Origin of the sequence: Profundibacter sp. (genome assembly GCF_965277155.1) — a bacterium.
GTDB lineage: Bacteria > Pseudomonadota > Alphaproteobacteria > Rhodobacterales > Rhodobacteraceae > Profundibacter.
The window spans coordinates 13,928-32,733 of record NZ_CBDIBV010000011.1 but is presented as its reverse complement, the minus strand read 5'-3'; the positions used below and the strand labels follow the sequence as shown (position 1 = coordinate 32,733).

Genomic DNA, 18,806 nt, shown 5'->3' with positions numbered 1-18,806 from the left:
GCTTACCCTTGCAGGCTGCGCACGCCCAATTCGCCTTCTTCGCGCGACTTCATCGCCAAAGCCACCGCATGGCTGGCCGCTGCTGTGGTGAAATAGGGTAAGCCGTCATTTAGTGCCACGGAACGGATTTCACGGCTGTCCTCGACCGCTTGCGCGCCTTCGGTGGTGTTCATCACCAGTGCGATTTCGCCGTTTTTCATCCTGTCAACGATATTGGGGCGGCCTTCGTAAACCTTGTTCACGATCTCGCAGTCAATGCCGTTTTCCTGCAACCACGCGCCGGTGCCACGGGTGGCAATCAGATCAAAGCCCAGTTCAACCATCAGGCGGGCGGTGTCGGCCATGTCGGTGGTTTTGTCCATATCCTTGATCGAGATGAACACAACCCCCTCAGTCGGCAGCACCACACCCGCCCCCATTTGTGCCTTGAGATACGCCAGCGCGAAGGAACGGTCCCAGCCCATGACTTCGCCGGTCGAGCGCATTTCGGGGCCAAGGATCGTATCGACGCCGGGGAAGCGGGCAAAGGGCAGCACGGCCTCTTTCACCGAAAACCACGGCATGTCCGGATCGGCCAGCGACATCGGGTCGGCGAAGGGCAGAGGTGTGTCCACGCCGGCGCCTTCGGGGTAGGGCGCGCGCATCGGGAAGTTTGACAGCGGCTCGCCCGCCATGATCCGCGCTGCGATGGATGCAATGGCGCTGTCGGTGGCTTTGGCCACAAACGGCACGGTGCGGCTGGCCCGCGGGTTGACCTCGATCAGGTAGACTTTGCCATCCTTGACCGCGAACTGGATGTTCATCAGGCCGACCACATTCAACGCCAAGGCCAGCGCTTTGGTCTGGCGGTGGACCTCTTGGATGATCTCTGTGGGCAGCGAATAGGGCGGCAGCGAACAGGCGCTGTCACCGGAATGAACGCCGGCCTCTTCGATATGCTGCATGATGCCTGCAACATGAACATCCTTGCCATCGCACAGCGCATCCACATCCATTTCAATCGCACCAGACAGATAGCTGTCGAGCAACACGGGGCTGTCACCGGAAACCACTACGGCCTCGGCGATATAGCGCTCCAGATGGGGCATATCGCGCACGATTTCCATCGCGCGGCCACCCAGAACGTAGGAGGGACGGATCACCAAGGGGAAGCCGATTTCCTCGGCGATTTTCAGGGCTTCTTCGTCGGTGCTGGCAATGCCGTTTTTCGGCTGCAACAGGCCAAGGGAGTTTACCAGTTCCTGAAACCGCTCGCGATCCTCGGCCAGATCAATGCTGTCGGGCGTAGTGCCCAATATGGGTATGCCCGCGTCCTGCAAATCATTTGCCAGTTTCAGCGGGGTTTGCCCGCCGAACTGCACAATCACCCCGTGCAGGGTGCCGTTTTCCTGTTCAACCCGCAGAATTTCCATCACATGTTCAAAGGTCACCGGTTCGAAATACAGCCGGTCCGAGGTGTCGTAATCGGTGGAAACCGTTTCGGGGTTGCAGTTGATCATGATGGTTTCATAACCCTGATCGGTCAGGGCGTAACAGGCGTGACAACAGCAGTAATCGAATTCGATCCCCTGTCCGATCCGGTTGGGACCACCCCCAAGGATAACCACCTTTTTCTTGTCGCTGGGCCGTGCTTCGCATTCCACGTCGCCCATCGCCGGGGCCTCGTAGGTGGAATACATATAGGGCGTTTGGGCCTCGAATTCGGCCGCGCAGGTGTCGATGCGTTTAAATACGGCCGTTACACCGGCGGCAAGGCGGATGTTGCTCACATCGGTTTCGGTTTTGCCGGTCAGCATGGCCAGACGGGCGTCCGAGAACCCCATCATTTTAATTTTGCGCAAGGCGTCGGCGTTGTCGGGCAGGCCGTTTGCCTTGATCTGTGCCTCGGCGTCCACGATCTCGCGGATGCGCGACAGGAACCACGGGTCAAACATGGTGGCATTGTGGATTTCGTCATCCGTCAGCCCCTCGCGCATGGCTTGGGCGATGGTGCGCATCCGGTCGGGCGTTTGCATGCTGATGGCTTTGATCACGGCGGCCTTGTCGGGGGCGCCCTCGATTTCCACTTCGTCAAATCCGGTCAGGCCGGTTTCCATGCTGGCCAGCGCCTTTTGCAGGGATTCATGGATGGTGCGGCCAATGGCCATGGTTTCGCCAACCGATTTCATCGCGGTGGACAGCAGCGGTTCCGAGCCTGCGAATTTTTCAAAGGCAAAGCGCGGGATTTTGGTGACGACATAGTCGATGGTTGGCTCGAAGGACGCGGGCGTCACTTTGGTGATGTCGTTGTCCAACTCGTCCAATGTGTAGCCCACAGCCAGTTTAGCGGCGATTTTGGCAATCGGGAAACCGGTTGCCTTGGACGCCAGCGCCGAGGAGCGCGATACACGCGGGTTCATTTCAATCACTACCATGCGCCCGTCAGCAGGGTTCACCGCCCATTGCACATTGGAGCCGCCGGTTTCCACGCCGATTTCGCGCAAGACCGCAATACTGGCCGACCGCATCATCTGGTATTCCTTGTCGGTCAACGTCAGGGCGGGGGCAACGGTGATGGAATCACCCGTATGCACGCCCATCGGATCAATGTTTTCGATGGAACAGACGATAATAGCATTGTCGGCGGTGTCGCGCACCACCTCCATTTCGTATTCTTTCCAGCCCAGTAGGGATTCATCAATCAAGATCTGGTTAACAGGGCTGGCGTCCAGACCGGTCTGGCAGAAATGGATGAAATCATCGCGGTTATAGGCCACACCGCCGCCGGTGCCGCCAAGGGTAAAGGCGGGGCGGATGATGGCGGGCAGACCGATATCTTCGAGCGCGGTCATACATTGATCCATGTTTTCGGCAATCGTGGCACGCGGATTTTCAAGGCCCAGACGGTCCATCGCCTCGCGGAATAGTTTGCGATCCTCGGCCATCTCGATGGCCTCGCGGTTGGCGCCGATCAGCTCGACGTTGTATTTTTCCAGAACCCCCATATCGGCCAGTTCCAGCGCCGTGTTCAGGCCGGTTTGCCCGCCCATTGTCGGCAGCAGGGCGTCGGGGCGTTCGGCCTTGATAATCTTGGCGACCATTTCGGGGGTGATCGGCTCGATATAGGTGGCATCGGCCAGTTTCGGATCGGTCATGATGGTGGCCGGGTTCGAGTTGACCAGAATAACGCGGTAGCCTTCTTCGCGCAGCGCTTTGCAGGCCTGTGCACCGGAATAGTCAAACTCGCAAGCCTGCCCGATAATGATAGGGCCGGCGCCGATAATCATGATGGATTTGATGTCATCTCTTTTTGGCATTTGGCAGACCCCCGAGGTGCAAATAGCGGCAAATTCTTTGGGGTTATAGACAAGCGGCGGCGGGGCGCAAGCCCTGTTATGATGCTACATACTGTCCGGTGCTTTGAAATTGCGGGGTTTTCGCCGCATGGCGAAGGCAAATGCAACAGCAAGCCCGATAATTCCCATAGTCGATGCAATCTGGTTCGAGATTTTGATCCAGCCGAAATTCGGAAAGGAAATGATTTTTATCATCAGCAACGGTGAAAACGATAGAGCCAGCAAAAATGCAGCTGTGCTTGGCCGGTAATAAACAAATAATGCGGGTGCAAAGGCCACGGCTGGTAAATAATGATAGTTCCACGAGATGGGATTGAGCAATGCAACGATTATAATTGCCAATGGCCAGGCTAAATCGTGCTGTGGGGTTCCCGCTGGGTACTTTTTGAACAGTCGCGACATGGCAATAATTGTTAAAACCATTGCTGTTGCCGAGATGCCCACCCATAGCGATGATTTATTTAATGTATACCATCCCAGATATTCACCCTGAACGTGTGGATTTCCGGCAGATTGAATAAAATGTAAATCTTCGGGGAAGAACAATTGGGCGATTACCCCGTCGATTGATACATTCATGAAGTTAACCAGTGCGGTATTGTTGATCACCGAAACTTCATGCAAAAGACCTCTGCATGAGGCCATGGCTTTCGGTTGAAGCAAGATTTCGGCCGCCCACCTTGCGCCCCTGCGGGTCCGGCGGACAGACGGGTGGCGGGGTTTGGGGCTATGCGATTGCGGGGGTTTGCGGGTTGAGGGTGATCCTGTTTGCGGCCTTGAGCAGGTTTTGCGCGATGGCGGCCATGACCATCTGGGCATGCACCCTGGCGCGCCCGAAATATCTCGCCCGCTGCAGGCCGAAGAGGCGTTTCATCGTGCCGAAAGTCTGCTCGATGCGGAAGCGGCGTTTCGAAATCAGCCGGTTGAAGCGTTTCTCCGATTGCCGCAGGGGGCGGCCGCGCGCTGCCTTGCGCAGGATGCCGTCGCGGTATTTGCCGCGCAGCATCTGGCGGTTGGCCTTGCTCGCATAGGCCTTGTCGGCCAGCACCCGCTGCGCCTTTGCGCCCGCGATCATGGTGGCGAATTCGGGGCTTTCGGCGGCATTGGCGGGCGTGGTGTGCACCTTGTCGATAAAGCCCTCTTCGTCGCAGCGGGCAAAGCCCTTGTAGCCGAGCGTGCTCTTGCGGCCCTTCTTGACCCAGCGGGCATCAGGGTCGGCGCTGAAATGCAGCTGTGCCCCGTCGGGTGAGACCTCGGGCGGATCATCCGGCGTCCCTTCCCTTGCCCCGTCCTCTGCCCGGTCCTCTGCCCGGTCCTGCGGGGCGTCGATATGGGTGCGCGGGCGCGCCGCCGCCGCGATCAGGGTCGCATCAATGATCGCCGCCTCAGCCTCTTTCAGCTTCAGCCCATGCGCCTCGATCTGGCGGCAGACCTCGGCCAGCAGCTCATCGTAAACGCCACCCCGGACCAGCGCATTGCGGAACCGGCAGTGGGTCGTCTCATCCGGCACCGACGCGTGCAGATCGAGCCCGCAGAACAGCATGAAATCCAGCCGCACCTTCAAGGCCCGCTCCAGCTTCGGGTCGCTCAGCCCGTGCCACTGGCCAACCAGAAGACACTTGAACAGAACCAGCGGATCATAGCCCTGAGGCCCGATCCCCGAGCGCCCCAGACCGCGCCGCAGGATCGGCAAAAACGAGTTCCAATCCATCAGCGCGTCGATCTTCGACAGAACGTCATCCGCGCCGATCCGTGCCGCCGCTTCGTGCAGGAAAAGGTCCATCTATTCACCCCAGAGATTTCCCGGCTAGCTTACCAAAACGGCCAACCCGGGGGAATCCCGATGTTATGCAGAGGTCTTTGCAAAAATATCCGATGTAACGGCCAACCTGCAAGCCATACAGATGTTCCGGCCAAAACAAGTCCAGAAATAATAAAACTGCCAAAGGCTTTTCGATTCCCGTTCGCCAGCCAAAACAGTGCAAACAATGCTGGGTACAGCTTGATCGATGCTGCTAATGCCATTGCCATGCCAGCGGCAAAGGGCGCATTGTGGCGGCTGCGTTCAATGGCCAAAACGATTAGAAAACTAACTAATATTTGTGGTTGGTTCTGATATATCGGGATAAACCCGACATAGGTGCTGACCAGAATTGCCAATCCGATAAATGTATAAAGCGCAACAGACATGGTGCTGCCCACACTCCGCCAGGCCAGAATTACCATGCCTCCCATAAGCAGCGGATTGATGGCCCGGGCAATGTTGGAAAGTGTGCTGTATGTGGTTACAGTTGTCAGCCAGCCAAACACATGTGCCCATAATGGCGGATAGATGAAGGGAAACACCGACCCGTCATAGCCCTGTTCCTGAAGATAGGGCATCCACCCGTCCGGAGGCAGCATTGAATAGGTAATAGTATCAGCAGGATAAATTTGGTCCCACGCGCCGATTTGATAAAAATGTCCGCCCATCCAGTTTGCAAGCAGATCGGGGGACCGGACATTATAAAAAATCGTAAAAAACAATGGGGGCTGACCCAGATAACTACTTCAAGTAACGCTTAACCCATTGTCTTAGCTGCAATAACTGAGCTGAAGGGTCACTGTTGTTGAAACGCCACTCGCATTCCTTCAAATATAGCCCAAATTGGGCCTTGGGGACACCGTTAAATCGGCGCATGTGGCGCTTGGCTTGGTTCCAGAAATTCTCGATGCCATTGATGTGGTTGTGACGGTCTGCAAAGAGCTTGGAATGGTTGATGCGAAAGTGGTGGAAGTCTGACACATCCAGCACATTATAACCGCGCCAACAATCGGAATAGACGATGGAATCCGGCACGACTTTGCGCTCTATGATCGGGATCAGAGTGGCGGATTTGGCGTCCGGGATGATCTTGGTGTAAACCTTCCCACCCCTTTTTAATATACCAAAAACGGGAATTTTACCTGCCGCACCACGCCCGCGTTTACCTTTGCGTTTGCCGCCAAAGTAGCTTTCGTCCACTTCTATTTCTCCGCCGAACATAGCTTGGCTTTCCGCCTCCAGCTCATAGGCGATTATCTCGCGCAGGCGTAGAAAATAAAACGCTGCGGTCTTGCGGTTTACACCACACAAACTGGCTGCTGTTCGTGCTGTCGATCCCGAAACAAAATGCTCCGTAAGACGGTCTTGCTTGTAGTGGCTCAGGCGACTCTTTCTCATGCTTCCCATCATAACCTCTTTTTAGGTTATCTGGGTCAGCCCCAAACAATGTTGAAACAGTTAAGACTAACAAGAATGCCGTTCTTGTTGAACGTGTAATCATAATAATGTCTCGTTTGGTATAAATGCGCGCAGGTTTGTCATTGGTGCAGTTATAAGCGTCTTGCAATAGGCTTGATAATAGCTGTTTTGGAAACAAAATTTTATGATGTGATTTCTGCAACTCGGTATTCAGGCCGTGAATTTATCCCCTATTTATCTTCAAATAGGCACAGGGATTGAGGAATATTTCATTTTGGACAGGCGCAAAACGGGGATGTGACCTTGACTTTGGCCGTTTTGCAGGGTGTATCGGCTGGAAACCTGAAATTGCCCATAAGGGGACGACTATGCACGCCTATCGCAGCCACACTTGCGCGGAATTGAACAAATCCAACGTCGGGGACAATGTCCGCCTGTCGGGCTGGGTGCATCGGGTGCGCGATCACGGCGGGTTGCTGTTTATCGATCTGCGCGATCATTACGGCATCACGCAGGTGATGGCCGACCCGGACAGCCCCGTGTTTGCCGAAATTGAAAAGGTGCGGTCCGAATGGTGCATCCGGATTGACGGAAACGTCATGGCGCGGGACGAAAGCCTGATCAATTCGAAAATCCCCACCGGCGAAATCGAGGTGTTCATCCGCGATATCGAGGTGCTGGGGCATGCCGACGAACTGCCGCTGATGGTATTTGGCGATCAGGAATACCCCGAGGAAACCCGCCTGAAATACCGCTATCTGGACCTGCGTCGTGAAAAGCTGCAAAACAATATGAAGCTGCGCAGCGATGTGGTGGCCAGCATGCGCAAGCGGATGTGGGATAAAGGGTTTCGCGAATTCCAGACCCCGATTATCACGTCCTCTAGCCCTGAAGGTGCCCGTGATTTTCTGATCCCGTCACGCCTGCATCCTGGTAAGTTTTACGCGTTGCCGCAGGCACCACAGCAATTCAAACAGCTGATTATGGTGTCTGGCTATGACAAATATTTCCAGATCGCCCCGTGTTTTCGCGACGAAGACCCGCGTGCCGACCGCTCACCGACCGATTTTTACCAGCTTGATCTGGAAATGTCCTTCGTCACCCAACAGGATGTGTTTGACACCATCCAGCCGGTGATTCAGGGCGTGTTCGAGGAATTCGGCGGCGGTCGCAAGGTTGATACCGAATGGGAACAGATTTCCTACAAGGACGCCGCCCTATGGTATGGCACCGACAAGCCCGATCTGCGCAACCCGATCAAGATGCAGATTGTTTCCGAACATTTCCGTGGATCAGGCTTTGCGATTTTCGCGAAATTGCTGGAGCAGGAAGGCACCGAAATCCGCGCCATTCCGGCCCCCGGCGGCGGTTCGCGCAAATTCTGTGACCGCATGAACGCCTTTGCGCAAAAAGAGGGGCTGCCGGGCATGGGCTATATTTTCTGGCGTGATCAGGGTAACGGGATGGAAGCCGCTGGGCCTTTGGCCAAAAACATCGGCCCCGAACGCACCGAAGCCATTCGTCAGCAGTTGGGCCTTGAAGTCGGCGACGCCGCGTTTTTCCTTGCCGGCAAACCCAAAGCGTTCGAAGCTGTGGCCGGTCGCGCCCGTGATGAAATTGGCCGCGAGTTGAAGCTGATCGACGAGGATCGCTTTGCCTTTGCATGGATCGTCGATTTCCCGATTTACGAGCGGGACGAGGAAACTGGCAAGGTCGATTTTGAACACAACCCGTTTTCGATGCCCCAAGGCGGCATGGAAGCGCTGGAAGGTGATCCGCTTGAGGTTCTGGGCTATCAGTATGATCTGTCATGCAACGGATATGAATTGGTGTCCGGCGCGATCCGGAATCACAAACCCGAGATTATGTTCAAGGCGTTCGAGATTGCCGGTTACGGCAAAGACGAAGTCGAAAAACGCTTTGGCGGCATGGTGAACGCATTCAAATACGGCGCTCCGCCTCACGGTGGTTGTGCGGCCGGTATCGACCGCATTGTGATGCTGCTGGCAGACGAGGCCAACATCCGCGAAGTGATCATGTTCCCGATGAACCAGCGCGCAGAAGACCTGATGATGGGCGCGCCGAACGAGCCGATGAACGAACAACTGCGCGAATTGCACTTGCGGGTGATCCCGCAGGACTAAAGCGTATCAAACTGCAAAAATACGAGTAATGCCCGAAAGTTGGTGATGGGGTGATTGGGTGGCATATCATGGCGGTGTTGACGCGCCGCGATTCTCAGAGAGAAAAGGATATGCCACATGGAAGACGATACTATTTTGGAGTTTACCGATCCAGCCGGAATTTCACCTGATCCGCTGACGGATATCTTGCGCAAAGGCGCGCGGGATCTGTTGGCACAGGCGGTCGAGGCCGAGGTTTGTGATCTGATGGCGCAACACGCGCATTTGAGGGATTCGGCCGGTCGCCAGCGCCTTGTTCGCCACGGATACCTGCCGGAGCGCGAGGTGATGACGGGGATCGGCCCTGTCCCGGTGAATGTGCCTCGGGTGCGTGATCGTGGCACGGGGGCGGAGAAGATCAGGTTCACCTCGACGCTTCTGCCGCCGTATCTGCGCCGGGCAAAGTCGGTCGAGGAGTTGTTGCCCTGGCTCTATCTCAAAGGTATTTCCACGGGTGATTTCGGCGAAGCACTGGCGGCCCTTCTGGGGCCTGATGCGGGTGGTTTGACATCGAGCACGATTTCGCGCCTGAAGGCGGAGTGGTGGGCAGAATACGAGCGTTGGAACCGGCGTGACCTGTCGGCCAAACGCTATGTGTATTTCTGGGCCGACGGGGTTTATTTCAAGCCGCGCACGGATGCTGACAAGCAATGCATGCTGGTGATCATCGGCGCGGACGAGTGGGGTAACAAGGATGTTCTGGGCCTCGTGGACGGGTATCGAGAAAGCAGCCAGAGCTGGCGTGAACTGCTGCTGGACTTGCAACGTCGTGGCCTCAGAAAAGCCCCTGATCTGGCCGTTGGTGATGGCGCGCTCGGCTTCTGGAACGCCTTGCGGGAGGTGTTCGGTGAGACCCGGGAGCAGCGCTGCTGGGTGCATAAAACCGGCAACGTCCTGAATGCCATGCCGAAGTCGCTGCAAGCCAAAGCCAAGGGCCATCTACAGGACATCTGGATGGCCGAGAACAAACGGGACGCCGAGGCCGCGTTCAATTTCTTCATCGAAGCCTATGGCGTGAAATACGAGCGTGCCGTGGGGAAGCTGACCAAGGACCGGGACGTGCTGCTGACCTTCTACGACTTCCCTGCCGAGCACTGGAAACACATCCGCACATCCAACCCCATCGAAAGCATATTTGCCACCGTGCGGCACCGAACGAAGAAGACCAAAGGCTGCCTCGGGCGCAAGACCGCCTTGGCAATGACCTTCCGCCTGATGATGTCGGCAAAGAAGAAATGGCGTAAACTCGACGGCGCATTCCGATTGCCGGAAATCATCGAAGGGGTTGAATTTAAGGACGGGATCAAGCAGGAAAAACATGCCGCCTGATTACTGCGTCACCAACTTTTGGGCATAGCTCGCGCCCAAGAGCCGCCAGTTCAGCCGACCGATGGTCCCTGTGGCCCCGGTGCCAGGGTAGTTACCCAAGGCCCGAACGGGGTGGTCTGCGACCTGGGCACGTCATAAGATAGCCTGGGAAAACGAAAAACGCCGCCCTGACTTCCAGCGCGGCGTTATCAATTTCGAAAGGGGGAAATGGCCTAGAAGCCAAGCCCTTCGTATTTCTTCTTGAACTTGGACACACGGCCACCGGCATCCATCAAGCGGGTGCCGCCACCGGTCCAGGCGGGGTGAACCGACGGGTCGATTTCCAGCGACAGTGTTTCGCCTTCTGTCCCGTAGGTCGATTTCATTTCTACAATCGTGCCGTCGGTCATTTTGACTTTGATTGTGTGGTAGTCGGGGTGAATATCTTTTTTCATCTCCGCACTCCTTAAGATTTTTTGGGCTTGTAGTTGGTGTCTTCGGCGATACGTGCCGATTTACCGCGACGGCTGCGCAGATAGTACAGTTTGGCGCGGCGCACGCGGCCACGACGCACAACTGTGATGCTGTCGATATTGGTCGAATGCAGCGGAAACACACGTTCTACGCCTTCGCCAAACGAAATCTTGCGCACGGTGAATGCTGCGGCGATGCCAGAGCCACCTTTGCGGGCAATACAAACACCTTCGTAGTTCTGCACACGGGTGCGGGTGCCCTCGGTCACTTTGTAACCAACGCGGATGGTGTCACCCGCCTTGAAATCGGGAATGTCTTTGCCAAGCGCGGCGATTTGCTCGGCTTCCAGTTCTGCGATCAGGTTCATCTGAAACGCTCCTTCATAAATGCTCACGGTTTGCCCGCGAAGTGTTGGCGCGCCCCTATAGCTCTTGGTCTTCTTCCGGGTCCCTATTTGTGCCCGAATTATTCGAGTCACAATAAGCCCGCCAGAGATCAGGTCGACGTTTCTTTGTCAGCCTTTCGGCCATCTCCTGTCGCCAGTCGGATATTTTCGCATGATGGCCGGACAGAAGAATTTCCGGTATCTCGCGACCCTTCCAGACGGCAGGCCTTGTATACTGCGGGTGTTCCAGCAACCCGTCCGAGAATGATTCCTCTTCGGTGGATGCCTGGTTCCCCAAGACGCGCGGTATAAGACGGACTGTGGCATCAATCAAGGCCTGTGCAGCAATCTCGCCGCCTGTCAGGACAAAATCGCCCAAAGAAACCTCTTCTATCGCGAATTCTTCGATCACGCGCTCGTCCACACCCTCGAAACGGCCACAAAGCAGGGTCATTCCGTCGGCCTGCGCGAATCGCTGTGCCATCGCCTGTGTCAGGGGTTTGCCCCGTGGCGACAGGTAAATGACCGGCCATTTGGCGCGATCTGTCGACGTGCCCTGTTGTGCCTTTTCCAGCGCTTTGCCCACCACATCGGCCCGCAGCACCATACCGGCACCCCCGCCGGCAGGGGTGTCATCGACGTTCTTGTGCTTGCCTTCGCCAAAGGGGCGCAGGTCAATGGTTTCCAGCTGCCACAGCCCTTCTTGCAGGGCCTTGCCGGTCAGCGATGCCCCCAGCACACCGGGAAATGCTTCGGGGAACAGGGTGACCACCTTGACCCGCCATGCGTTGGCCAGTTGCGGGGCCTCGCCCATCAGGTCACGCGGTTGCAGCGTGGCGGTGATGGTTTTGCGACCATGCGATTTGGTCAGCGGGGATTTGGGTGTTTTCGACATATGTCGTGCCTAATCCAATTTCGCGGCTTGTTCCAGCAGCTCTTGTTTGCGGGCCTTCAGGGCGGTGTTGGTCATGGTCGAGCGGTTCAGGGCCAGAAATTCATGGACCAGATCAAGCGAAGGCATCACATTTTCCCGCGGGATATTTTGCAGGGCTGTGCGGCGGTGGTCGGGCAGCTCCAGCAGATCAATCAGCGGGGTTGCAGGGCCGAATTGCTGTGATGTGGTTTGCTCCAACCGTTCGCTAACCACCTGATATGGCCCAACTGCGCGGCGCACCTGTTTGACGGTTTTGTCCAGATCACAGGTCGGCCCAAGGATGGCCGAGAAGGTTTCCAGATCATCGGTCAGGCGGGTTTTGCGCAGATTATGCCACCAGATGCTGCGCAACCAAGCGGGTTTTTCACGGGTGGAAAAATGGAATACCAGATCGGGGTTTGCATCAATCACCGTTTCGATACATTCGGCCACGGCCTGCATCAGGGTAGGACAGGCAGAATAGCCATCCACCAGATCATTCTTGCCGGGCATCATGCCTGACAGGTTTTCCGCGCTGATGATCAATCCGCGGTTGCCCATATCCAGCGTTTTCAGGAACGCCGTTAGGCGAAACCGGAATTCATCCAGCGCCAGATCCCCGGCGCCGGTGGAATAGGCCAGCGCCATTTTCAAAGGGTGGCGGATGCGATGCTGGATGGCTATGGCGTGGTGTGGCCAGATCAGTTTGCCGTTGTGCATCAAAAACCGCTGTGCCGTTGTCGTGCCGGTTTTGTGGAACCCGGCGTGGACAATGACGCGGGTCATTTAGATGGCCCCCTCGGGCGGGTCGGCAATGATACGGCCTGCGGTCAGGTCCACGGTGGGCACCACTTCGCGGGTGAATGGCAGCAGGATAGTGTTACCGCCCGCATCCGGCATAATTTCCAGCAGGTCGCTGGCACCGTGGTTTTGCACCGCGTGGACCTTGCCCAGAACCGTGCCGCCGGTGTCCAGAACGGTCAGGCCGATCAGGTCGGCGTGATAGAATTCGTCATCCGGCAGGGCGGGTAGCTGATCACGCCGCGCAAACAGGCGGATGCCTTTCAGGTCATCGGCCATCTCCTTTTTGGTGATCCCCTCGACCTTGGCCACCAGTGCGCCCTTGATGCTGCGGGTGATGGTGATAGCATAGCTGCGTTTGCCATCCTCGGTGGTCAGGGGGCTGTAGTCTGCTATCGCTTCGGGATCGGCGCAGAAGCTTTTCAAACGGACCTCGCCGTTGACGCCGTAAGAGCCGGAAAAAGCCCCGACACAGATGTGATCCGGATTGCCCATTTATCGCTCCAGTATGTTCAACGTCGTGCTGCGGGTTTCCCAGCCGACTTGTTGCAAGGTGGGGATGGTTTTGTTTTCTTCAGGCCAGCCAACGCATAGATAGGCGATCAGCGACCAGCCCGCAGGCACGTCCAAATCGCGGGTCAGGCGGGCGGGGTCAAGGATGGACACCCAGCCAACGCCCAGCCCTTCGACGCGGGCGGCCAGCCAGAACTGGGTAATTGCGGCCACCACGGAATAGCGCCGGGTTTCGGGCATAGTGGCAGCGCCAAGGCCCTGTCCTTTGGGGGTTTCGTCATCGCAGAACACGGCGAACTGAACAGGCGCGTCGTGCATCCCGCTTAGTTTAAGCCCCGAATATAGCTGTGCTTTTTCGCCGGAATAGCCTTTCAGGGCATCGGCATTTGCGGCCTCGAAATTGGAAATCGCGGCGTCGCGGGCGGCTTGCGAGGTGATGCGCACAATCCGCCAGGGTTCGGATAGACCGACCGAGGGGGCCAGATTGAACGTTGCAAGACAACGATCAATAATGCCCCCCTCGACAGGATCCGTGCGAAAGCGGCGCACGTCACGCCGCCAGCGTAGAAGCTGGGTGAACTCTTGCCGGAACTGATTGGAAAAATCAGGCATGAGTGAACCTAAGCTGCTGATTACTCAGCAGCATTTTCCTCGGGTGCGGCTTCTTCTGCGGGTGCTTCTTCTGCAGGTGCAGCCGCCTTTTCAGCCTTTTCTTCGGCGCGGGCAACAGCTTTGTCGCCGGGCTTGCCTTTGTTGGGGTTGTTGCGGGTTTTCTTTTCCAGAACGCCGGCAGCTTCCAGAAAACGCGATATGCGGTCGGTCGGTTGTGCGCCTTCAGACAACCAGTATTTCACGCGCTCCATATCCATTTTCACGCGCTCTTCGGAATCTTTGGGCAGCAGCGGGTTGTATGTGCCCAGTTTTTCGATGTAACGGCCATCGCGGGGCATACGGCTGTCAGCCGCAACGATGCGATAAAAAGGACGTTTCTTGGAACCGCCGCGTGCGAGACGAATTTTCATAGCCATGAGTAGTTTCTCCTATTTTGGCTGGGTGGCGGGGTGAACCCCGCCCTACATTAGGTTTTGTGTTGGTTGTGATGTTGGATGACTTCCTGAATGATGAAATTCAGGAATTTCGTGGCGAATTTCGGGTCGAGGTTGGCCTTTTCGGCCAGTTCCTCGAGTCGTGCGATTTGCTGTGCCTCGCGCGCCGGATCGGACGCGGGCAGGTCATGTTCGGCCTTTAGCTTGCCCACGGCCTGCGTGTGGCTGAACCGTTCGGCCAGGGTATAGACAAGGATCGAATCCAGCCGGTCGATGCTCTCGCGGTGGTCTTTTAACAGTTCAGCGGCGCGGGTGACGGGATCAGTCATTTTGCCCCCTTTCCAGCGGTCTGGCTCGCGTCTGACTGGCGTATGGCTTGCGTATGGCAAATTGTGCAGGTCATCATTTCTTCTTCCCAAACCCTGACAGCCCCGGCGGTAGCGCACCACCACCCAGACCGGGCAGTTTACCGCCCATCTGTTTGGCTGCGGCTTCCATTGCCTTGGGGTCCATGTTCTGCAATTCGCCAGCCATGCCATGGCCGCCTTTGCCAAACATCCCGCCCATAGCCTTTTTCAGCATGCCGCCTTTGCCCATTTTACCCATCTTCTTCATCATGTCGGCCATCTGGCGGTGCATCTTCATCAGTTTGTTCAGCTCGGACACTTCCAGACCTGCACCTTTGGCGATGCGTTTCTTGCGCGAGGCCTGCAACAGTTTCGGATTGGCGCGTTCGCGTTTGGTCATCGACTGGATCAGCGCGATCTGGCGTTTCAGGATGCTGTCGTCAAAACCGGCATCTTCCACCTGTTTCTTCATTTTACCCATGCCGGGCATCATGCCCATGATGCCTTCCATGCCGCCCATCTTCAGCATCTGTTCCAGTTGCTGTTTCAGGTCGTTCATATTGAACTGACCCTTCTGGAACCGGCGCATCATCCGTTCGGCCTGTTCGGCCTCGATGGTTTCCTGTGCCTTTTCGACCAGCGACACGATATCGCCCATGCCAAGGATCCGGCCCGCCACACGTTCGGGGTGGAATTCCTCAAGCGCATCCATCTTTTCGCCAAGGCCGACAAATTTGATCGGCTTGCCGGTGACCGCGCGCATCGACAGCGCCGCGCCACCGCGACCGTCGCCGTCCATACGGGTCAGGACCACGCCCGAGACGCCGACCTTGTTGTCGAATTCCTCGGCCACGTTCACGGCGTCCTGACCGGTCAGGCCATCGACCACCAGCAGGGTTTCGCGGGGATTGGCGATGTCGCGCACGGATTGCACTTCGTCCATCAACACTTCGTCGATGTGAAGGCGACCGGCAGTGTCCAGCATATAGACGTCATAGCCGCCCATAGTCGCCTGCTGTTTGGCGCGTTTGGCGATGTCGACGGCGGATTGGCCTTTGACGATCGGCAGGGTATCGACGCCGATTTGTGTGCCCAGCACAGCCAACTGTTCCTGGGCTGCGGGGCGCTGCACGTCGAGTGACGCCATCAGCACCCGTTTGCCGTTCTTTTCTTTCAGCCGTTTGGCCAGCTTGGCGGTGGTTGTGGTTTTACCCGAGCCTTGCAAACCGACCATCAGAATTGGTGCTGGCGCGTTATCAATCTTCAACTCGCCGGCGTTGTCGTTGTCACCCGCCAGCACATGCACCAGTTCGTCATGGACAATTTTCACGACCTGCTGGCCGGGGGTGATGGATTTGGTCACCGACTGGCCTGCGGCCTTGTCGGCAATCGCCTTGATGAAATCGCGGGCAACGGGCAGGGAAACGTCCGCCTCAAGCAGGGCCACGCGGACCTCGCGAAGCGCGGTTTTGATATCGTCCTCGGACAGGGCGCCCTGTTTGGTCAGCCGGTCAAAGACACCACCAAGGCGTTCGGATAGATTTTCAAACATCTTAAAGGCTCCTGTGCCGTTAACCATATGCCCCATCATGTAGGATGGAACGCCCAAATGCCAATCACCCCCGTGGGCGAAACCTCGCTGACGGGGGGCGATCCCCGCTTTCGCGGGGACCGGAAGCTTTGACGGACTTCCGGATACAGGGGGGATTTACGGCGGGAAGGCGCCAGAGTCAACAGGCCCTAATCCCTATTGCAAATTCGAACCAACAGACCGAAAGTGCTGTGGGTTGCTCGAATATGCACAAAAGGGTCGATTATGGACAGTTGGGACGAAATACGCACCGCCTATCATGTTGCCCGTGCCGGAACGGTTAGCGGGGCGGCACAGGAACTGGGTGTGCATCATGCTACGGTGATCCGGCATATTGATGCGCTGGAAACCCAGATGGGGACCAAACTGTTCCAGCGGCATGCGCGTGGTTATACCCCGACCGAAGCAGGGGCTGATCTGTTGCGGGTGGCGCAGGCGACGGATGACCAGTTTTCACAGCTTGCCGGACGGATCAAGGGACAGGGCGATACTGTGACGGGGGATCTGGTGGTGACATCGCTTGCCAGTTTTTCGCACGTCATGACGCCAGTTCTGGTGCGGTTTCAGCGCAAGCATCCCGAAGTTACCGTGCGCTATCTGACCGGATCGCGGCTGTTCCGGCTGGAGTATGGCGAGGCCCATGTGGCCATTCGCGCCGGATCGCCCCCGGATCAGCCCGACAATGTAGTGCAGAAGTTTTCGACCGAATGTATCGCGCTCTATGGCTCGGAAGATTACATCGCGGTGAACGGCATGCCCAAGGGCGAAGGTGATCTGGGGTCACACCGCTTTGTCAGCTATGACGAGCCACACACCCGCGCGCCCTATCATCAGTGGTTAAAGGACAACATCCCGTCCGAACAGGTGACGTTCCGCGTGGCCGATGACCGCAGTCTGCAACAGGCCATTCTGGCGGGTGCGGGGCTGGGGTTCATGACGGAACGGATGGCCGACAGCCACAGCGGGCTGGTGAAGATATTGCCGTCACGGGCCGAGTGGGCCTCGCCGCTGTGGCTGGTCACGCATGTGGATTTGCACCGCACCGCCAAGGTGCAAACATTCCTGAAATTCCTGAAAGCAGAAATGGCAATCGAGGCCGGTGCATGAGCAACCAAATGCGCGGGCATCTGGCGATGCTGCTGTTTTCGGTGCTGGTGGCCGGATCGTTCAGCCTGGGCCATATGGCGGCAAATGAAATCGCTCCGGCGGCGCTGAATGTGGTGCGGTTTTTGATTGCCTCGGTGGTGATTGGCACGGTGGCATCGCTGACCACAGGATTCAAGCGCAGCGATATTGATGCGCCATGGCGGTACCTGCTGCTGGGCGGGCTGTTTGCCATCTATTTCGTGCTGATGTTCGAGGGGCTGAAAACGGCTGATCCGGTCAGCACCTCGGCGGTGTTCACGCTGATTCCGCTGATGTCGGCGGGGTTCGGTTATTTGCTGCTGCGCCAGATCATGACGCGCCGGATGGCGCTGGCGCTGGCGATCGGGGCAGCGGGCGCGCTGTGGGTGATTTTCCGCGCCGATCTGGCGGCGTTGCTGCGATTCCGGATCGGCACGGGGGAAGTGATCTATTTCTGGGGCTGCGTGGCCCATGCGATCTATACCCCGCTGGTGCGCAAACTGAATCGCGGCGAGGCGCCGGTGGTGTTCAGTTTCGGCATGATGGTGGCGGGGTTCTTTGTCCTGCTGGCCTATGGCTGGCGCGATCTGTGGGCGACCGACTGGGCTGCTCTGCCGGGGATTGTGTGGATCACGCTGGCCTATATTTCGATTGCGGCCAGTTCGATCACCTTTGTCTTGCTGCAATATGCCGTATTGCGCCTGCCCTCGGCCAAGGTGATGGCCTATACCTATCTGACGCCCAGCTGGGTGATCCTGTGGGAAATCGTGCTGGGGAACGGCGCACCGGGTGGGCTGATACTGGTCGGGGTGGGCCTTACCATCGTTGCATTGTGGTTGCTGCTGAAGGATGAAGAACTTTAAGGCCTCCGGCGGGGATATTTGGGCGAAAAAGAAACCAAATTTTAATAAAATTGTTCTTGGATCGGTTTGCGGTACAGGCGGGGACGCCGATGACCGCCGAAAGAGAAGCCGCCCCGGTGTATTGACGTACAGCGGGGCGCATTTATCTGGTGTTTCTTTTTCGCCCAAATATCCCCGCCGGAGGCATTGAATCTTTTTGGGGCGATCTATCCGTCCAGTTCTTCCTTTAGAAACCGTTCGAAAGCGTCCAGATTGACCGCTTCGAATTGCCCGAACCCCTGCATCCAGATCGTTGCATCGCGCAGGGCGTCGGGTTCCAGTTTGCACCATTTCACCCGGCCGCGTTTTTCCTGGCTGATCAGTCCGGCGCGGGTCAGGATGGTCAGGTGTTTGGAAATGGCGGCCAGCGACATTGCAAACGGTTCCGCCACATCCGTGACGGCCATGTCGTCCTCGAGCAGCATCGCAAGGATGGCGCGGCGGGTCGGGTCGCTGAGGGCGGCAAAGGTGGTGTCCAGAGTTGTGCTCATGCCCGATGGGTATGCGCAAGGCGGGGTAATCGTCAACCATTTGGTTGAATAACAGCTTTGGTGCGGATTCTGGTTAATCCATGAAAATTCAGGATTGCCGTTCTGTCACGGTATTGGAAATATTGTTTTATTACAATTGGCTGGAGTTTAGTGAAGCATACTCCTTGGC

Annotated in this window: 19 protein-coding genes; 4 read left to right on the top strand and 15 right to left on the bottom strand. The window is 57.1% G+C overall.

The window, feature by feature from the left end:
• Window positions 1-2: 2 nt before the first annotated feature.
• From carB to ACQY4M_RS12625, 5 genes are all read right to left on the bottom strand, one after another.
• Window positions 3-3,296, bottom strand: a complete 3,294-nt coding sequence (carB, locus tag ACQY4M_RS12645) for a carbamoyl-phosphate synthase large subunit (RefSeq protein ID WP_428544635.1) — start codon at window positions 3,294-3,296, stop codon at window positions 3-5.
• An 84-nt stretch (window positions 3,297-3,380) separates the two neighbouring features.
• Entirely contained in the window at window positions 3,381-3,944 is a 564-nt protein-coding gene (locus ACQY4M_RS12640) for a hypothetical protein (protein ID WP_428544632.1), read from the bottom strand.
• Window positions 3,945-4,062: 118 nt separating this feature from the next.
• Window positions 4,063-5,118: an IS5 family transposase gene (locus ACQY4M_RS12635; protein ID WP_428542130.1), complete on the bottom strand. Its 1,056-nt coding sequence runs from the start codon at window positions 5,116-5,118 to the stop codon at window positions 4,063-4,065.
• Window positions 5,119-5,147: 29 nt separating this feature from the next.
• Window positions 5,148-5,861: a glycosyltransferase family 87 protein gene (locus tag ACQY4M_RS12630; RefSeq protein WP_428544629.1), complete on the bottom strand. Its 714-nt coding sequence runs from the start codon at window positions 5,859-5,861 to the stop codon at window positions 5,148-5,150.
• Between the two features lie 19 nt (window positions 5,862-5,880).
• Complete coding sequence (locus ACQY4M_RS12625; protein ID WP_428539609.1) at window positions 5,881-6,537, bottom strand: IS1595 family transposase; 657 nt, start codon at window positions 6,535-6,537, stop codon at window positions 5,881-5,883.
• A gap of 389 nt (window positions 6,538-6,926) precedes the next feature.
• Here ACQY4M_RS12625 and aspS point away from each other — a divergent pair, with 389 nt between their 5' ends.
• Entirely contained in the window at window positions 6,927-8,702 is a 1,776-nt protein-coding gene (gene aspS / locus ACQY4M_RS12620) for an aspartate--tRNA ligase (protein WP_428544626.1), read from the top strand.
• Window positions 8,703-8,819: 117 nt separating this feature from the next.
• Window positions 8,820-10,070, top strand: a complete 1,251-nt coding sequence (locus ACQY4M_RS12615) for an IS256 family transposase (RefSeq protein ID WP_428539230.1) — start codon at window positions 8,820-8,822, stop codon at window positions 10,068-10,070.
• Window positions 10,071-10,282: 212 nt separating this feature from the next.
• Here the strand turns inward: ACQY4M_RS12615 and rpmE are convergent, their stop codons facing one another.
• The 9 genes from rpmE to ffh all read right to left on the bottom strand — a co-directional run bounded on the left by rpmE (window position 10,283) and on the right by ffh (window position 16,080).
• Window positions 10,283-10,504, bottom strand: a complete 222-nt coding sequence (gene rpmE / locus ACQY4M_RS12610; RefSeq protein WP_428544623.1) for a 50S ribosomal protein L31 — start codon at window positions 10,502-10,504, stop codon at window positions 10,283-10,285.
• Window positions 10,505-10,515: 11 nt separating this feature from the next.
• Complete coding sequence (gene rplS, locus ACQY4M_RS12605) at window positions 10,516-10,890, bottom strand: 50S ribosomal protein L19 (RefSeq protein WP_428544620.1); 375 nt, start codon at window positions 10,888-10,890, stop codon at window positions 10,516-10,518.
• A gap of 55 nt (window positions 10,891-10,945) precedes the next feature.
• Window positions 10,946-11,803 carry a tRNA (guanosine(37)-N1)-methyltransferase TrmD gene (gene trmD, locus ACQY4M_RS12600; RefSeq protein WP_428544617.1) on the bottom strand — a complete coding sequence of 286 codons (858 nt, stop codon included), beginning with the start codon at window positions 11,801-11,803 and terminating at the stop codon, window positions 10,946-10,948.
• A 9-nt stretch (window positions 11,804-11,812) separates the two neighbouring features.
• Entirely contained in the window at window positions 11,813-12,607 is a 795-nt protein-coding gene (locus ACQY4M_RS12595; protein WP_428544614.1) for a hypothetical protein, read from the bottom strand.
• Complete coding sequence (gene rimM, locus ACQY4M_RS12590) at window positions 12,608-13,117, bottom strand: ribosome maturation factor RimM (RefSeq protein WP_428544611.1); 510 nt, start codon at window positions 13,115-13,117, stop codon at window positions 12,608-12,610. It abuts the gene before it with no gap.
• Complete coding sequence (gene bluB, locus ACQY4M_RS12585; RefSeq protein ID WP_428544608.1) at window positions 13,118-13,747, bottom strand: 5,6-dimethylbenzimidazole synthase; 630 nt, start codon at window positions 13,745-13,747, stop codon at window positions 13,118-13,120.
• A 20-nt stretch (window positions 13,748-13,767) separates the two neighbouring features.
• Entirely contained in the window at window positions 13,768-14,163 is a 396-nt protein-coding gene (rpsP, locus tag ACQY4M_RS12580) for a 30S ribosomal protein S16 (RefSeq protein WP_428544605.1), read from the bottom strand.
• A 50-nt stretch (window positions 14,164-14,213) separates the two neighbouring features.
• Window positions 14,214-14,510, bottom strand: coding sequence for a chorismate mutase (locus tag ACQY4M_RS12575; protein ID WP_428544602.1), 297 nt, complete (start codon window positions 14,508-14,510; stop codon window positions 14,214-14,216).
• 73 nt (window positions 14,511-14,583) lie between these two features.
• Window positions 14,584-16,080: a signal recognition particle protein gene (gene ffh / locus ACQY4M_RS12570; RefSeq protein WP_428544599.1), complete on the bottom strand. Its 1,497-nt coding sequence runs from the start codon at window positions 16,078-16,080 to the stop codon at window positions 14,584-14,586.
• Window positions 16,081-16,344: 264 nt separating this feature from the next.
• Between ffh and ACQY4M_RS12565 the strand changes: the two genes are divergently transcribed.
• Window positions 16,345-17,226 (top strand): LysR family transcriptional regulator, encoded by an 882-nt coding sequence (locus ACQY4M_RS12565; RefSeq protein ID WP_428544596.1) that lies wholly within the window; start codon window positions 16,345-16,347, stop codon window positions 17,224-17,226.
• On the top strand, window positions 17,223-18,107 hold the full coding sequence (locus ACQY4M_RS12560; RefSeq protein WP_428544593.1) for a DMT family transporter: 885 nt from the start codon (window positions 17,223-17,225) through the stop codon (window positions 18,105-18,107). The genes ACQY4M_RS12565 and ACQY4M_RS12560 overlap by 4 nt, the downstream gene beginning before the upstream one ends.
• Before the next feature lie 206 nt (window positions 18,108-18,313).
• Here ACQY4M_RS12560 and ACQY4M_RS12555 read toward each other — a convergent pair whose 3' ends face one another.
• Window positions 18,314-18,637, bottom strand: coding sequence for an ArsR/SmtB family transcription factor (locus ACQY4M_RS12555; protein WP_428544590.1), 324 nt, complete (start codon window positions 18,635-18,637; stop codon window positions 18,314-18,316).
• Window positions 18,638-18,806 lie beyond the last annotated feature (169 nt).

Excerpts from the sequence above, each read along its gene's own strand:
- carB (WP_428544635.1), bottom strand. The coding sequence starts at position 3,296 with ATGCCAAAAAGAGATGACATCAAATCCATCATGATTATCGGCGCCGGC.
- ACQY4M_RS12635 (WP_428542130.1), bottom strand. The coding sequence starts at position 5,118 with ATGGACCTTTTCCTGCACGAAGCGGCGGCACGGATCGGCGCGGATGAC.
- ACQY4M_RS12625 (WP_428539609.1), bottom strand. The coding sequence starts at position 6,537 with ATGAGAAAGAGTCGCCTGAGCCACTACAAGCAAGACCGTCTTACGGAG.
- aspS (WP_428544626.1), top strand. The coding sequence starts at position 6,927 with ATGCACGCCTATCGCAGCCACACTTGCGCGGAATTGAACAAATCCAAC.
- ACQY4M_RS12615 (WP_428539230.1), top strand. The coding sequence starts at position 8,820 with ATGGAAGACGATACTATTTTGGAGTTTACCGATCCAGCCGGAATTTCA.
- rpmE (WP_428544623.1), bottom strand. The coding sequence starts at position 10,504 with ATGAAAAAAGATATTCACCCCGACTACCACACAATCAAAGTCAAAATG.
- rplS (WP_428544620.1), bottom strand. The coding sequence starts at position 10,890 with ATGAACCTGATCGCAGAACTGGAAGCCGAGCAAATCGCCGCGCTTGGC.
- trmD (WP_428544617.1), bottom strand. The coding sequence starts at position 11,803 with ATGTCGAAAACACCCAAATCCCCGCTGACCAAATCGCATGGTCGCAAA.
- ACQY4M_RS12595 (WP_428544614.1), bottom strand. The coding sequence starts at position 12,607 with ATGACCCGCGTCATTGTCCACGCCGGGTTCCACAAAACCGGCACGACA.
- rimM (WP_428544611.1), bottom strand. The coding sequence starts at position 13,117 with ATGGGCAATCCGGATCACATCTGTGTCGGGGCTTTTTCCGGCTCTTAC.
- bluB (WP_428544608.1), bottom strand. The coding sequence starts at position 13,747 with ATGCCTGATTTTTCCAATCAGTTCCGGCAAGAGTTCACCCAGCTTCTA.
- rpsP (WP_428544605.1), bottom strand. The coding sequence starts at position 14,163 with ATGGCTATGAAAATTCGTCTCGCACGCGGCGGTTCCAAGAAACGTCCT.
- ACQY4M_RS12575 (WP_428544602.1), bottom strand. The coding sequence starts at position 14,510 with ATGACTGATCCCGTCACCCGCGCCGCTGAACTGTTAAAAGACCACCGC.
- ffh (WP_428544599.1), bottom strand. The coding sequence starts at position 16,080 with ATGTTTGAAAATCTATCCGAACGCCTTGGTGGTGTCTTTGACCGGCTG.
- ACQY4M_RS12565 (WP_428544596.1), top strand. The coding sequence starts at position 16,345 with ATGGACAGTTGGGACGAAATACGCACCGCCTATCATGTTGCCCGTGCC.
- ACQY4M_RS12560 (WP_428544593.1), top strand. The coding sequence starts at position 17,223 with ATGAGCAACCAAATGCGCGGGCATCTGGCGATGCTGCTGTTTTCGGTG.
- ACQY4M_RS12555 (WP_428544590.1), bottom strand. The coding sequence starts at position 18,637 with ATGAGCACAACTCTGGACACCACCTTTGCCGCCCTCAGCGACCCGACC.